Origin of the sequence: Brenneria uluponensis, assembly GCF_032395385.1 — a bacterium.
Taxonomy (GTDB): domain Bacteria; phylum Pseudomonadota; class Gammaproteobacteria; order Enterobacterales; family Enterobacteriaceae; genus Prodigiosinella; species Prodigiosinella aquatilis.
On record NZ_CP135917.1, the window covers coordinates 3,808,895 to 3,821,407 of the forward strand.

The following is a 12,513-nucleotide window of genomic DNA, read 5'->3' on the forward strand; positions in this document are numbered from 1 at the left end:
CAGAAGTACTTTCGATTAAAATTTAAAATAGCTTTTTAATTTCATGATGTTATTTCTATCCTCTACCACATTTATACCCGTGTATAACCCGACAAAAAAAACGGATCACTAAAATCGGTGAAATATCACGCTACGGACATTTTATCCACAGACGCTGAGGTAATATCAAACAAAAAACCGGCAAAACCAGCAAAAAAAGCGGCCGTCAAGGCTGTAAATGGAACCAGTGATCCCAACTTATTCCACTTATCCCAAAAAACTGTGGATAACATGGTGTGCAATCCTGTTCATTCCCGGTGTCTTACCGTGCACAAGTTAATAGTGATATGCTGAGTGATAAATATCATCAAGAAAAAATCCAGCAGAATCATGTTATTATTATTCTTATTCATGGTTAGCGTTATCTATTTTCTACTATCACCGCTGAGTGTGCTTTTTTTAATCAAAATCAGGTAATGGTATGTATTCACCTTCGATCCACAACATCCCACCAGAGAATGAGCAGGAGTTGCTGCAACGTGCCCGTGCGCTGGCAGGTTATAACCTGGCAGAACTGGCAAACATGGCCCAACTGCCGATACCTGCCAATCTGAAACACGATAAAGGGTGGACCGGCGTTCTATTGGAACGTTTTCTGGGAGCCAGTGCGGGCAGTAAGCCTGAACCGGATTTTCCACAGATAGGGATAGAATTGAAAACCATTCCCGTGGATGAAACCGGGCGGCCATTGGAAACGACCTTCGTTTGCGTGGCACCGCTAACTGGCAACAGTGGCGTTACCTGGGAAAACAGCCACGTACGCTATAAACTGGCGCGAGTGTTGTGGATTCCGGTTGAAGGTGCGCGTCATATTCCGCTGGCCGAACGCCGTATTGGCGCACCATTATTATGGAGTCCCAGTGCAGAAGAAGAAGAAAAACTGAAACAAGACTGGGAAGAACTAATGGATCTCATCGTACTGGGCAAGGTAGAAAGCATTACTGCACGGCATGGTGAAGTGCTGCAACTGCGCCCCAAAGCGGCTAATAGCCGGGCATTGACAGAAGCCATCGGCGAGTATGGTCAGCCGATTATGACACTGCCTCGTGGTTTTTATTTAAAAAAAGCATTTACCGCCCCGCTGCTGGCTCGTCACTTTTTACTCTGATTTGTCACGCATTATATTGCCTCCAGACTAACCGGGCAGCCTATAATTATCGTTTACGTTTTATTTAAAGGTGCAATGTTACAATGTTCAATTGGATTGCAGATCCCAACGCCTGGTTGGCGTTAGGTACACTCACCATTCTGGAAGTTGTTTTGGGTATCGACAACATTATTTTCCTTTCTCTGGTTGTCGCAAAACTCCCAAAAGCGCGGCAAAACAAGGCCCGTCGCATCGGTTTGCTTGGGGCGATGTTAATGCGCCTCGGGCTGTTGGCCTCCATCGCCTGGGTTATCCGGCTGACAAACCCACTGTTTACCGTAATGGGAAATGTAATCTCCTGCCGTGACCTGATTTTGCTCTCCGGGGGACTGTTCCTGCTATGGAAATCCAGCAAAGAAATTCATGAAACCATTGAGGGAGGATCAGAAGATCACGCTTCAATGGTGTACTCGTTTTGTGGCGCCATCGTGCAGATCATGATGCTCGATATTATCTTCAGTCTGGATTCGGTGATCACCGCAGTCGGCTTGTCTGACCATCTGTTTATCATGATGTCTGCAGTCGTGATCTCCGTTGGGGTAATGATGTTCTCTGCCCGTCCTATCGGTGAATTCGTGGAGCGTCACCCTTCAGTGAAAATGCTGGCCCTCGCTTTCCTGATTCTGGTGGGATTCACTCTGATACTAGAGGGTTTCGACATCCATGTGCCGAAGGGTTACATCTATTTCGCCATGTTTTTCTCAATGTCGGTAGAAGCGCTAAATCTGGTGCGTGGTAAAAAGTCGGATAAAGCCGTCTGAATAACACGGGGAAACGGGTGGACATACTCGTTTTCCTGACATATTTTTTTCTAAATATCAGTTATTTTCTTCCATTAATCCTAATTAAATCATCAAATCTCTTTGGTAAGCTGGTCGAACAACCTTCAGTTTTTTTGCTGTTAACAACAGGTACACCACCATGAACGTTTGGATGAAAACGGCGCTCACTCTGGCATTAATTACTCAGCTCTCCGGCTGTGCAAGTGACTACGTCATTGCCACACAGGAAGGCCAGATGCTGTTAACCAAAGGCAAACCCACATTGGATAAAAACACCGGGATGCTCAGTTATACTGATGAAAATGGCAACCATCACCAGATTAACCGCAACAAAATCTCCCAGATTATTGAACGCTAACAGCCACCGCTCCCTGGTCCGATACGCTAGATTACACGTAAAGACGCTTTCCCCTCTGACGAGGCTTGGTTATAGTCAGACTGAGGTGCCTTGACGAGCACCTGCTCCTCTCAGACAAAAAGGAAGCTGGCAATGCAATATCACCGTATTCCCCACAGTTCTTTAGAAGTCAGTGTGCTAGGTCTCGGCACGATGACATTTGGTGAACAAAACAGTGAATCTGAAGCCCATGCCCAATTGGATCACGCCATTGCCGCCGGGGTTAATCTGATTGATGCTGCTGAAATGTATCCTGTTCCTCCACGCCCGGAAACCCAGGGACTGACCGAACGTTATATCGGCTCCTGGCTGAAAAGCCGTGGTGGACGTGAAAAACTCATCATAGCGACTAAAGTCGCAGGCCCGACACGTGGTAACGATAATGGCATTCGCCCGCAGCAAGCACTGGATCGTAAAAATATCCGTGATGCGCTGAATGACAGCCTGACACGGCTAAATACGGATTACGTTGATCTGTACCAGTTACACTGGCCGCAGCGGCAAACCAACTGTTTCGGCAAGCTGAGCTACCAATACAGTGATGAAAAACCGACGGTAACATTACTGGAAACACTGGAAGCCCTGAATGAGCAGGTACGGGCGGGTAAAATCCGCTATGTCGGCGTATCCAATGAAACACCGTGGGGTGTGATGCGCTACCTGCAACTGGCGGAAAAGCATGACCTGCCACGCATTGTATCGATCCAAAACCCGTACAATCTGCTCAACCGCAGCTTTGAGATAGGTCTGGCAGAAATCAGTCAGCATGAGGGGGTGGAGCTATTGGCCTATTCAGGTCTGGCGTTTGGTACTCTGACTGGCAAGTATCTTAATGGCGCTAAACCGGCCGGAGCACGTAATACTCTGTTCAGTCGCTTTGTCCGTTATTCCGCCCCACATACCCAGCATGCCATTGCCGAATATGTCGCATTGGCACAGAAATATAGCCTCGATCCGGCACAAATGGCACTGGCATTTATCCGCCAACAGCCCTTTGTCGCGACAACACTGCTGGGAGCGACATCAATTGAGCAACTGCAAATCAACCTTGCCAGCCAGGATCTGACATTAAGTGCAGAATTACTGGCCGAACTGGAGGCGATCCACCGTCGTTTCACCATTCCGGCACCTTGATCTTTATCGGCTTACCATGCAGCATCGTCTCTTACAGAGACGATGCTGCATCTGCCGTCAGAACGCCATACTGAACTGCACTCTGGCACTGTCATCCTTTACATTGGCCGCATGATCTCCCTGATATTCAAGCAATAAATGCATATCTCGACTAAAATCCGCTTTCACGCCAACGCGAAGAAGAGTCAGGTTCTCTGCCGGTTGCAAACCTTCCACCTCGTACTGATCCCCCCCCTGAACAAACTGGAGTTGCATCTGGTTAGCCTCCTCAGTCATACGGTGTTGATAACCCACATCGCCGTAGAGCGAGATCGGTACGCTGGACAAAAGTTGGATTTCCATCCGCAAACCCGCAGTCGTAAACGCGGCTTCGCTGGTTTCCTTGTCAAAAACCAGCGCGGCACGATTGCCGGTTTCTTGCCCACGCGGGCTTTGCAACCATACATAGGCAGCATTGCCATAGGGCTCAAAGCTGACAATATCAAAAAAGCTGAACCGGTGGCTGGCTTCAACAAATCCCTGTGCCAGATTGGCGTGATAATCTGCTTCCGCCACTCCATTCAGCCCAGCAACAGTAATATCCCGCTGACTATCCAGAGTCAGATAGCTATAACTGATCCCGGAATGCAGATCGAGGGCTAATGTGTGACCAGAGAGATATCCCGCAATATGATAAGCAGTTACATCAGCGCGGGAGGCACGATCATCCATGGTAATCTGACCTTTTTCCGCACCGATGGCGAACCCCATGGCCCCCTGTTTACCTATCCGGCCACCATTCCCTATCAACAAGCCGTAGCCATCATGCTTCACCCCTGCCCTGGGGCCTTCACTATCCTGGTGCCCATCATAGGTCCAGGTGTTTAACCAAGGGTGTTCCGCCATACCAGCAGTACGCATGGTACTGTTCAGTGCATCACGCACATACCGACTGTTTTGTATCAATGCACTGCGGGATGTCGCGAAAAATTCTCCGCTGAGATTATCGAACGCACGTTGCGCCGACCCCACATCCTGTAAATCAGCAATGGCGCTAAATACCGGGCCACCAGACTGACTTTCGATAGCGTTTGCCACCGCTTTCTGATTACTGCCCAATGCCACATCACTGAACAACACATTATTTCGTGTTACATCAATGAAAGCGTTTTGTGCGCCATAACCAAGCTTATCCGTTAAAAACAGCGCGCTATTGGCTGCTTCCAGATTATCAAACGAACCAGAAAGGGTTCCACCCACCTCTAGCAGGGTAAAGTGATCGCCTAAATGCCCGACATTCTGGTTCACCACCTTCAGCGTCCCTGCCAGGGCGGCATTGTTTGTCACGATGAGCTTATCTGTATTCCCTTGTGAATCAATCTCATACTCATACACCGACCCAGGGTTAAACAGCACATTCCCCACGGTCAACGTCCCGATAGAGTTACCGGGAGAGAGGGTTCCATTACTCTGGACAACCACCGAGCCCTTGACCGTTCCGTGTCCGCCCAGTACGGCACCAGACGCCACCCAGACACTACCCGCCAGACTACCACTGCCGCCAGCCACTTTGCCGACCACCAACTTGCCGCCTTCGATCACGGTAGGCCCCGCAAACGTATCATTCCCAGTCAGATACAGGGTTCCAGTTCCTTGTTTGCGCAAGCCAACATCAAGCTGAAACAACGTACTACTACTGACATCGTTCTTCACCTGAGCGATATCATTACTCCAGGTACTGTCGAAGCCTTGCGTATTGACGGAGTACAGCGCGTATTTGCCACCAAACTGACCGTCATTCAGGTCGCTGTCGGTCAAACGTTTGGCATTCAGCGCCCCCGGACCTTGTACTGCCTTATAGGCGTTCACAATGCCTTGACCAAACAATGCTCCATAATCGTTTTGGGAAAGTACCGTAATACTCTGATCGGTCGCGGCCGCTAGAATGACTGCTTTTACTCGATCATCCGCCACGGAAGGTATTTGAATTTTCACTGATTTGATCAATGCCGTCATTTCTTCATCGCTAAACGTAATCCCCGTTCTGGTGGAATAGACCTTGATGGTAACGCCAGTAAGTTGCTGGGAATCGTCAAAATCTTGACGGAGCAGAACTACCGCTTTCGGCAAGTTTGCGCCGGTAAGCCGCGTGGCAGTAGAAAGCAAGACATCGGCGAGTTGTTTGCCGCTCATGTAAGGAAACGCTTCGCTGACCAGCGCCGCAACACCGGAAACATAAGGTGCGGCAAAAGAGGTCCCATTGGTTGTCACATAGCTATTATTTTCAGAAGTGGTGTTAATACCCACTCCTGGCGCTAGCAGGCTGTAATCTGAAGCGCCCTGCGCCAGATTGCTGAACGTGGCGATAAACGCGGCACTGGTACTTGCCTGGGTAGGATCATACGCCATCACGTTGAGCCAGTTATTGGCAATATTATCCTGAAAACCAGTGGTATCCAGTAATGTGGGGAATGCAGAGAGAAGTGACGGTGTTAAATGACCATCATTACCGGCAGAAAACACCATCAGTTGCCCTTGATTGGCCAGCGTTTCCCCTAAAGACTGGAATATCGGGATTATGGTATCGGTCAGTTCAGCCTGGGTATCAGAACCATAAGAAGCGATTTCGTCATAATACAGACTGAAACCCCAGCTGTTGTTGATGATTTTGACATCCGGGTGTGCTGCCATCGTCTGCATCGCTTGTGCTAGCGCTAGCGTGCTGGCATCGGTACCCAATGGCAACAAATTCACGTTATAGGCAACACCATGAATGCCGATGTTATTTTTGGCTGCTCCGATAACACCCGCCACCCAGAAACCGTGATCATTACCATCGTTTGGATCACTGATCCAGTGCGCACCGGAATCTATTCTGCCTTGAAATTCATCGCCAGTTAAATCTGCATTTCTGTCAATAATACCGACAGTCACTCCGGCTCCGGTATAACCTAACGCATAGGCTTCAGCAGCGTGTATGGAATCCAGTGCTGCACCATTGCGCATATATTCCATAGTGCGGAAATCCTCTGCGGTAGCCGCAAAAACAGAATTAACCGAAAACGTAATAACGGCCGTGAGTAATAGCCAACAAATTAATTTTAAATCACTTCGCTGGTTTTCAAGTGGTTTCCAAATATATCTAGAATAGGATCCTGATATTTCATTAAAATGATTAAAAAACGATTTATTAATTTTCATACATACATTCACCCTGGCAATTAAAAAACATGTAGCTTTCCTGGCGAAAAGTGTTTATTCCTATTCGCGTCATCGAAATACCATCGTGCTTGTCATTTGCTGTGCAAGGGTTAATACATAATTCAATTAATGGGTTGATATACTTGTCACTTTTCGAGTTTCAACTGCATTGATGGCGCACAATTACTTGGCCCATCGCTGGGTCTGTTGTTGCAAGCAGCGGCCACACTGGCTTCCGGCAGATTTATCACCCAAACTCTTATTTGAGTAAGCTCATCGAAATTCCTTCACGTGCCACCTTCCACCAACTCGAAATCTATTAGGTATATACACACTAAAAGGGACGATATTCCATTCCACTCATCATGAGTGATATCAGAAAATATCATTATTATTAAAGACACATAAATTATGTAAAGGCGATGCTTAATTTAAAATTCATCCATTGAATTATAACTAATCACAAAGCTACCAACAAAAACACTCAACTTATTAAAAATAACAATTTACAAAAAAATGAGAATCTCTTATCTAAATGATTACATTAAAAAATGAACAAAAAAAGCTATTTATTTTATTTTTTCATGACGAAATATGAACAAAGAAACAAAATGACATCAATATTAACACCATCAAACAATCGCAGTTATTTTCAACAATGGATTATTATTAAAGGAATAAGATGTTTTAAGAAACAAGGGTGGGTATAATTTGGAAAAAGAATAATAAAAAGACGAGAAATAAAAAACCTCGTCTTTTTCAAAAGAAGGCTATTTAATTGACTGTAAAAGAGTCTGGCGCTGTTTTTCCAATGCGGTTACGCGGCTACATACATCATGCCCAAAGCGCTGAAAATCCATTTCTTGATTGTTCCATTCACTCTGAATCGCTTTCTGTAACCCCCCCAGATTCCCCATTATCGCCTGCAATGGATTACTGCCGCCATTGGACATCTGCTTAACACCCATTTCATTCAGACTATCCTGCAACACCCCACCCAGACTGTTCTGCACAATCTGACGACCGTCCTGTTCTACCTGCTTAATCGCGTTGTGATGGAACGTCAGACCGTCGCTACGGTGCTCAATAATACGCTCCATCTGCTGTTTTAACTGTGTATCCAGCGCAGTCAAGCGTTTACGCACACCACTGTCACTACCCAGTTCTTGCACAATCACTTTATCCAGTGCCTGATTTGCTTTCTCCAGATGTTGCTCTGCACCGTTATCAATCCACGGAAGCTGCTCGCGCAGTGCCGCCTGATACGATTTTGCCTGCTGGCGCTGGGAAGCATTAAGGGATAGCGGTACTCCGTTTTGTATCACATCTCCTTGCGGGGAAAACTGTAAATCACCGCTAGCGCCCACCACCTTAACACTCTGCGGGCTAATGATGATGTCATCCTGAGGTTGGACACTACACTGATAGCTCGCCTGGGCTTGCCAGGCAAACAACATCAATATACCGAGGGTCATTCTACGCAACATATCTTTCTCCTGAAAAAACAGCGCTAAAAGCGGCAACAGGCGTCATCTCCGGCCTGAAAGACAAGAGATGACCGACAGATAGAAAGGCAGGATTAAGCGAGGTTGGCAGGCAAATCCCACCAAATATCAAACAGATCACTAACGCTTACTTCTGTCAACTGATGATCTTTCAGCCAGCTCATCACCTGTTGGCGATGTTCATCTGTGCAGTTACCTTGCTTTTGCAGGCAAATCAGCCCTTCCCATTGCAGATAACCACTACCTTCAAATGCCAGACCGTTTGGTTCAATTACGTCGTCCACAAATTGATCCAGTATACGATCGATCCCATTAACATCGGTCCCTTCGGCGAAGCGCCAGTTTACTGAGAAACCAAATTCCTTAAATTCGTCAATATGCATTTTTTTGCGTAAACGACGGCTACGATTCTTTGCCATTAGTTCATCCTCTCAAACATAAGATCCCAGACACCATGCCCCAAACGCTGGCCACGTGCTTCAAATTTCGTTAACGGCCGGGAAGCTGGCCGCGGTACATAGTCATTATTCTCGGCAAGATTGCGATAACCAGTGACTGAACTCATCACTTCGAGCATATGTTCTGCATAAGGTTCCCAATCGGTCGCCATATGAAATACACCGCCGACCTTAAGCTTACGCAACACCAACTCCACAAACGGCACCTGCACAATACGCCGTTTATTATGTCGTGCCTTATGCCACGGATCGGGGAAAAACAACTGCACCATCGACAGGGAGCCATCAGGAATCATTTTTTCCAGCACTTCTACCGCGTCATGACACATGACGTGCAAATTGCCGAGATTGGCATCCTGAGCTGAAAACAGACAGGCCCCCACACCAGGCCGATGGACTTCTATTCCTAAAAAATTCTGCTCTGGATGCTGCTCTGCCATCGTCACCAGCGAAGCGCCCATCCCAAAGCCGATTTCCAGCACTACTGGTGCATCACGCCCGAACAACTGGGTAAAATCCAGTGCTTCATCCTGGTATTCCACGCCCATCACTGGCCAAAAGTTATCCAGCGCTTGTTGTTGCCCTTTCGTCAGGCGTCCCTGGCGGCGAACAAAACTGCGAATCCTGCGCAGCGGACGCCCGTTTTCATCAAATTCCGGGGAGATGACATTATTAATCATAGTGCGTTATGTGAGTCCGATTTCATTAAGGAAACGCGCATTATGCAAGGATACCGGTGTTTAGCAAGTAAACAGCGTCGGAAAGTTCCGGTTTACAGCGCATTCACTCTGTGCTGGAATCCCAATCAAATTTTCACCTGCCGGATAATACCTTATTTCAATGATGCAAACGCAACCGTTCACTCGACAGGTGCTGGATTGGTATGAGCGATATGGTCGCAAAACCCTACCTTGGCAACTGAAAAAAACGCCGTATAAAGTCTGGCTGTCTGAAGTAATGTTACAGCAGACTCAGGTGACTACCGTTATTCCTTATTTCCAGCGGTTCATGGCAAAGTTTCCCGATGTAACCGCGCTGGCAACTGCACCGTTGGACGAAGTGCTGCATTTATGGACCGGGTTGGGTTATTACGCTCGCGCCCGTAATTTGCATAAAGCCGCTCAGATTATCACGGCAACGCATGGTGGAATATTTCCCACTACGTTTGAAGCCATCGCCGATTTACCTGGTATTGGCCGTTCAACCGCCGGTGCCATTCTTTCGCTGGCGCTAGAACAGCACTACCCTATTCTGGATGGCAATGTAAAACGCGTTCTGGCTCGTTGTTATGCCGTCGCTGGCTGGCCGGGGAAAAAAGACGTGGAACAGCGATTATGGGCTATCAGTGAGGATGTCACGCCGGCACAGCACGTCAACTGCTTCAATCAGGCCATGATGGATCTGGGGGCCATGGTATGCACTCGCAGTCGGCCAAAATGCGAACTGTGTCCACTGAATAATTGCTGCATCGCCTATGCCAACCACAGTTGGACTGAATATCCCGGTAAAAAACCCAAACAAACACTGCCGGAAAAAACGGCCTGGTTTTTACTGCTGCAACAGGATGATACGGTCTGGCTGGAGCAACGTCCGGCCATGGGATTATGGGGAGGGCTATTCTGTTTTCCACAGTTCAATAATCGGGATGAACTAGAGAGCTGGTTGCGGCAACGTGGTATAAAAACAGATCAACTGCAACAGTGGGTGGCATTTCGCCATACTTTCAGTCATTTTCATCTGGATATCGTGCCGTTATGGATCAATGCCGCACCATATCGTTCCTGCATGGATGAAGGCGCCGGTCTTTGGTATAACTTAACGCAGCCTCCTTCCGTCGGGGTAGCCGCTCCGGTAGACCGGTTGTTACGTCAGTTGGCTAAGCCACGATCAGCATCCGTTGATTCTTGAACGATAAAAGAGGAATAAGCATGAGTAGAACGATTTTTTGTACTTTTTTACAACAAGACGCCGAAGGACTGGATTTTCAATTGTACCCCGGTGAGTTGGGAAAACGCATTTATAACAACATTTCCAAAACAGCCTGGGCACAGTGGCAAACTAAACAAACCATGCTAATTAATGAAAAAAAACTCAGCATGATGAATGTTGAACACCGCAAATTGTTGGAACAGGAGATGGAGAAATTCCTGTTCGAGGGGCAGGACGTTCACATTGACGGATATACTCCGCCAGACCATTGATTAGTGAAGGATCCATGGCCTTGAATTCGTCCCTATCCCTATACGGTTTTATACAATGAAGAAACTGTTAGTTTTGCTGCTCGTCGCCCCATTGCTGATCTCCTGCTCCAGTAAAAAGGGGTACGTTGACAACGAAGCTTTTATCAAAGATACCAACGCTTTTGATATTCTGATGGGGCAATTTGCCAACAATATTGAAAACATCTGGGGTATCAATGAAGTACTGATAGCCGGCCCCAAAGACTACGTAAAATACTCCGATCAATATCTGACACGTAGCCATATCAACTTTGAGACGGGGACAATTACCGTCGAGACGATTTCAGCCACCAACTATCGAGCGAGCCTGCGTCAGGCGATTATCACCACGTTATTGATGGGAGATGATGCCAGCAACACTGACCTGTATTCCGATGCCAATGATATCCAGATCAGTCGCGAACCGATGTTATACGGTCAGGTGCTGGATAACACCGGGCAACCGATTCGCTGGGAAGGCCGAGCCAGTGCCTTTGCCGATTATCTGCTTCAGACCAAACTGCAAAGCCGCACCTCCGGGCTGCATGTTATCTGGTCTGTTACCATCCAGTTAGTACCTAACCACCTTGATAAGCGTGCTCACAAGTATCTGCCCATCGTGCGCCAGGCATCTGAGCGCTACGGTATTGATTCATCACTGATTCTCGCCATCATGCAGACAGAATCCAGTTTTAACCCTTATGCCGTGAGTAATTCCGACGCCCTGGGATTAATGCAGGTCGTTCAACATAGCGCCGGACGCGACGTATTCAAGATGAGGGGAAAATGGGGAAAACCGAGTCGCAGCTATCTGTTTGACCCGGAAAAGAATATTGACACGGGCACCGCTTATCTGTCGATTCTGAAAAATGTCTATCTGGCGGGCATTGAGAACCCCACATCACGGCGTTACGCCATGATTAGTGCTTACAATGGCGGTGCAGGCAGCGTACTGCGAGTATTCTCTAATGATAAGAATAAAGCGGTGAATATCATTAACGGGATGTCGCCAAGTGAAATCTACCAGACACTGGTAACACGTCACCCGTCTGCCGAGTCACGCCACTATCTGTACAAGGTCAATTTGGCGCAAAAAAACTACCGGCTTGGCCGCTATACTCAATAGATTTCAAGATGACAGGTATAGTCACAAATGATGTAGCCAGCAGGGTGTTCCTGCTGGCTATATTTTCCCCGCTGTTGGCAAATAATCAGCCTAAAAATATTAACGCGTGATGCTATTGAACTGCTTTGTAGTATCCGTTAATGCTATTTCTGTCGGTAGACGCTCCATCGAACTGGCACCATAAAAACCATCACATTGTGGACAATGTTCCATGATGTATTGCGCATCTTCCGCACTGAATACATAAGGTGTGGTCAGCATATTTTTCTCATGCGCCAGACGGATCATGTCCACTTCCAGAGCGTACCCCATACCGGTCTCTTCCAGATTGGCGCGGAAGTTGCCGTATGCCAGCAAACCCGCCAACGAACCACGTCCGGCCATTCGATAACGACCTGAGTTATATGATGTTCAGGTCAATGCCACCCGCTTCTTCACACTTCGCCGACAGACCCATACCGGCTCCGCCACCGATAATCGGTTCACGACAGGCAATCATCTCCTTAAATTTTGTCAACAACGGCTG

Annotated in this window: 12 protein-coding genes and 1 pseudogene; 7 read left to right on the top strand and 6 right to left on the bottom strand. The window is 47.5% G+C overall.

Going from position 1 to position 12,513, the window contains the following annotated elements; all coding sequences use genetic code 11:
- Nucleotides 1–125: 125 nt before the first annotated feature.
- Nucleotides 126–272 carry a hypothetical protein gene (locus tag RS889_RS17665; RefSeq protein ID WP_021014837.1) on the bottom strand — a complete coding sequence of 49 codons (147 nt, stop codon included), beginning with the start codon at nucleotides 270–272 and terminating at the stop codon, nucleotides 126–128.
- A 188-nt stretch (nucleotides 273–460) separates the two neighbouring features.
- Here RS889_RS17665 and mutH point away from each other — a divergent pair, with 188 nt between their 5' ends.
- The 4 genes from mutH to RS889_RS17685 all read left to right on the top strand — a co-directional run bounded on the left by mutH (nucleotide 461) and on the right by RS889_RS17685 (nucleotide 3,499).
- Nucleotides 461–1,147 carry a DNA mismatch repair endonuclease MutH gene (gene mutH / locus RS889_RS17670; RefSeq protein WP_315708175.1) on the top strand — a complete coding sequence of 229 codons (687 nt, stop codon included), beginning with the start codon at nucleotides 461–463 and terminating at the stop codon, nucleotides 1,145–1,147.
- An 83-nt stretch (nucleotides 1,148–1,230) separates the two neighbouring features.
- A complete protein-coding gene (locus tag RS889_RS17675; RefSeq protein WP_021014835.1) occupies nucleotides 1,231–1,947 on the top strand; it encodes a TerC family protein in 717 nt (238 codons plus the stop codon).
- A gap of 160 nt (nucleotides 1,948–2,107) precedes the next feature.
- Entirely contained in the window at nucleotides 2,108–2,326 is a 219-nt protein-coding gene (locus RS889_RS17680) for a YgdI/YgdR family lipoprotein (RefSeq protein ID WP_021014834.1), read from the top strand.
- A gap of 132 nt (nucleotides 2,327–2,458) precedes the next feature.
- Nucleotides 2,459–3,499, top strand: coding sequence for an NADP(H)-dependent aldo-keto reductase (locus tag RS889_RS17685; protein ID WP_315708176.1), 1,041 nt, complete (start codon nucleotides 2,459–2,461; stop codon nucleotides 3,497–3,499).
- A 57-nt stretch (nucleotides 3,500–3,556) separates the two neighbouring features.
- On the opposite strand, the gene RS889_RS17690 is transcribed toward RS889_RS17685, so the two are convergent.
- The 4 genes from RS889_RS17690 to trmB all read right to left on the bottom strand — a co-directional run bounded on the left by RS889_RS17690 (nucleotide 3,557) and on the right by trmB (nucleotide 9,322).
- On the bottom strand, nucleotides 3,557–6,493 hold the full coding sequence (locus tag RS889_RS17690) for an autotransporter domain-containing protein (RefSeq protein WP_315708177.1): 2,937 nt from the start codon (nucleotides 6,491–6,493) through the stop codon (nucleotides 3,557–3,559).
- Between the two features lie 956 nt (nucleotides 6,494–7,449).
- Nucleotides 7,450–8,166, bottom strand: a complete 717-nt coding sequence (locus RS889_RS17695) for a YggN family protein (protein WP_021014831.1) — start codon at nucleotides 8,164–8,166, stop codon at nucleotides 7,450–7,452.
- A 92-nt stretch (nucleotides 8,167–8,258) separates the two neighbouring features.
- The gene (locus tag RS889_RS17700; protein WP_021014830.1) at nucleotides 8,259–8,603 is read right to left on the bottom strand and encodes a YggL family protein; all 345 of its coding nucleotides are present in this window, start codon (nucleotides 8,601–8,603) and stop codon (nucleotides 8,259–8,261) included.
- Nucleotides 8,603–9,322 carry a tRNA (guanosine(46)-N7)-methyltransferase TrmB gene (trmB, locus tag RS889_RS17705; RefSeq protein ID WP_315708178.1) on the bottom strand — a complete coding sequence of 240 codons (720 nt, stop codon included), beginning with the start codon at nucleotides 9,320–9,322 and terminating at the stop codon, nucleotides 8,603–8,605. Before trmB ends, RS889_RS17700 begins: the two co-directional genes overlap by 1 nt.
- Before the next feature lie 160 nt (nucleotides 9,323–9,482).
- Between trmB and mutY the strand changes: the two genes are divergently transcribed.
- The 3 genes from mutY to mltC are packed head-to-tail and all read left to right on the top strand — an operon-like array spanning nucleotide 9,483 to nucleotide 11,987.
- A complete protein-coding gene (gene mutY / locus RS889_RS17710) occupies nucleotides 9,483–10,550 on the top strand; it encodes an A/G-specific adenine glycosylase (protein ID WP_315708179.1) in 1,068 nt (355 codons plus the stop codon).
- A 20-nt stretch (nucleotides 10,551–10,570) separates the two neighbouring features.
- Nucleotides 10,571–10,843: an oxidative damage protection protein gene (locus tag RS889_RS17715; protein WP_021014827.1), complete on the top strand. Its 273-nt coding sequence runs from the start codon at nucleotides 10,571–10,573 to the stop codon at nucleotides 10,841–10,843.
- Between the two features lie 55 nt (nucleotides 10,844–10,898).
- Nucleotides 10,899–11,987 carry a membrane-bound lytic murein transglycosylase MltC gene (mltC, locus tag RS889_RS17720; protein WP_315708180.1) on the top strand — a complete coding sequence of 363 codons (1,089 nt, stop codon included), beginning with the start codon at nucleotides 10,899–10,901 and terminating at the stop codon, nucleotides 11,985–11,987.
- A gap of 99 nt (nucleotides 11,988–12,086) precedes the next feature.
- Here the strand turns inward: mltC and RS889_RS17725 are convergent.
- Nucleotides 12,087–12,486: pseudogene (locus RS889_RS17725) on the bottom strand (phosphoenolpyruvate hydrolase family protein).
- Nucleotides 12,487–12,513 lie beyond the last annotated feature (27 nt).

Bases quoted from the DNA above. Each gene is read 5' to 3' on its own strand.
- RS889_RS17665 (WP_021014837.1), bottom strand. From the start codon at position 272: ATGTTATCCACAGTTTTTTGGGATAAGTGGAATAAGTTGGGATCACTG.
- mutH (WP_315708175.1), top strand. From the start codon at position 461: ATGTATTCACCTTCGATCCACAACATCCCACCAGAGAATGAGCAGGAG.
- RS889_RS17675 (WP_021014835.1), top strand. From the start codon at position 1,231: ATGTTCAATTGGATTGCAGATCCCAACGCCTGGTTGGCGTTAGGTACA.
- RS889_RS17680 (WP_021014834.1), top strand. From the start codon at position 2,108: ATGAACGTTTGGATGAAAACGGCGCTCACTCTGGCATTAATTACTCAG.
- RS889_RS17685 (WP_315708176.1), top strand. From the start codon at position 2,459: ATGCAATATCACCGTATTCCCCACAGTTCTTTAGAAGTCAGTGTGCTA.
- RS889_RS17690 (WP_315708177.1), bottom strand. From the start codon at position 6,493: ATGGAATATATGCGCAATGGTGCAGCACTGGATTCCATACACGCTGCT.
- RS889_RS17695 (WP_021014831.1), bottom strand. From the start codon at position 8,166: ATGTTGCGTAGAATGACCCTCGGTATATTGATGTTGTTTGCCTGGCAA.
- RS889_RS17700 (WP_021014830.1), bottom strand. From the start codon at position 8,603: ATGGCAAAGAATCGTAGCCGTCGTTTACGCAAAAAAATGCATATTGAC.
- trmB (WP_315708178.1), bottom strand. From the start codon at position 9,322: ATGATTAATAATGTCATCTCCCCGGAATTTGATGAAAACGGGCGTCCG.
- mutY (WP_315708179.1), top strand. From the start codon at position 9,483: ATGATGCAAACGCAACCGTTCACTCGACAGGTGCTGGATTGGTATGAG.
- RS889_RS17715 (WP_021014827.1), top strand. From the start codon at position 10,571: ATGAGTAGAACGATTTTTTGTACTTTTTTACAACAAGACGCCGAAGGA.
- mltC (WP_315708180.1), top strand. From the start codon at position 10,899: ATGAAGAAACTGTTAGTTTTGCTGCTCGTCGCCCCATTGCTGATCTCC.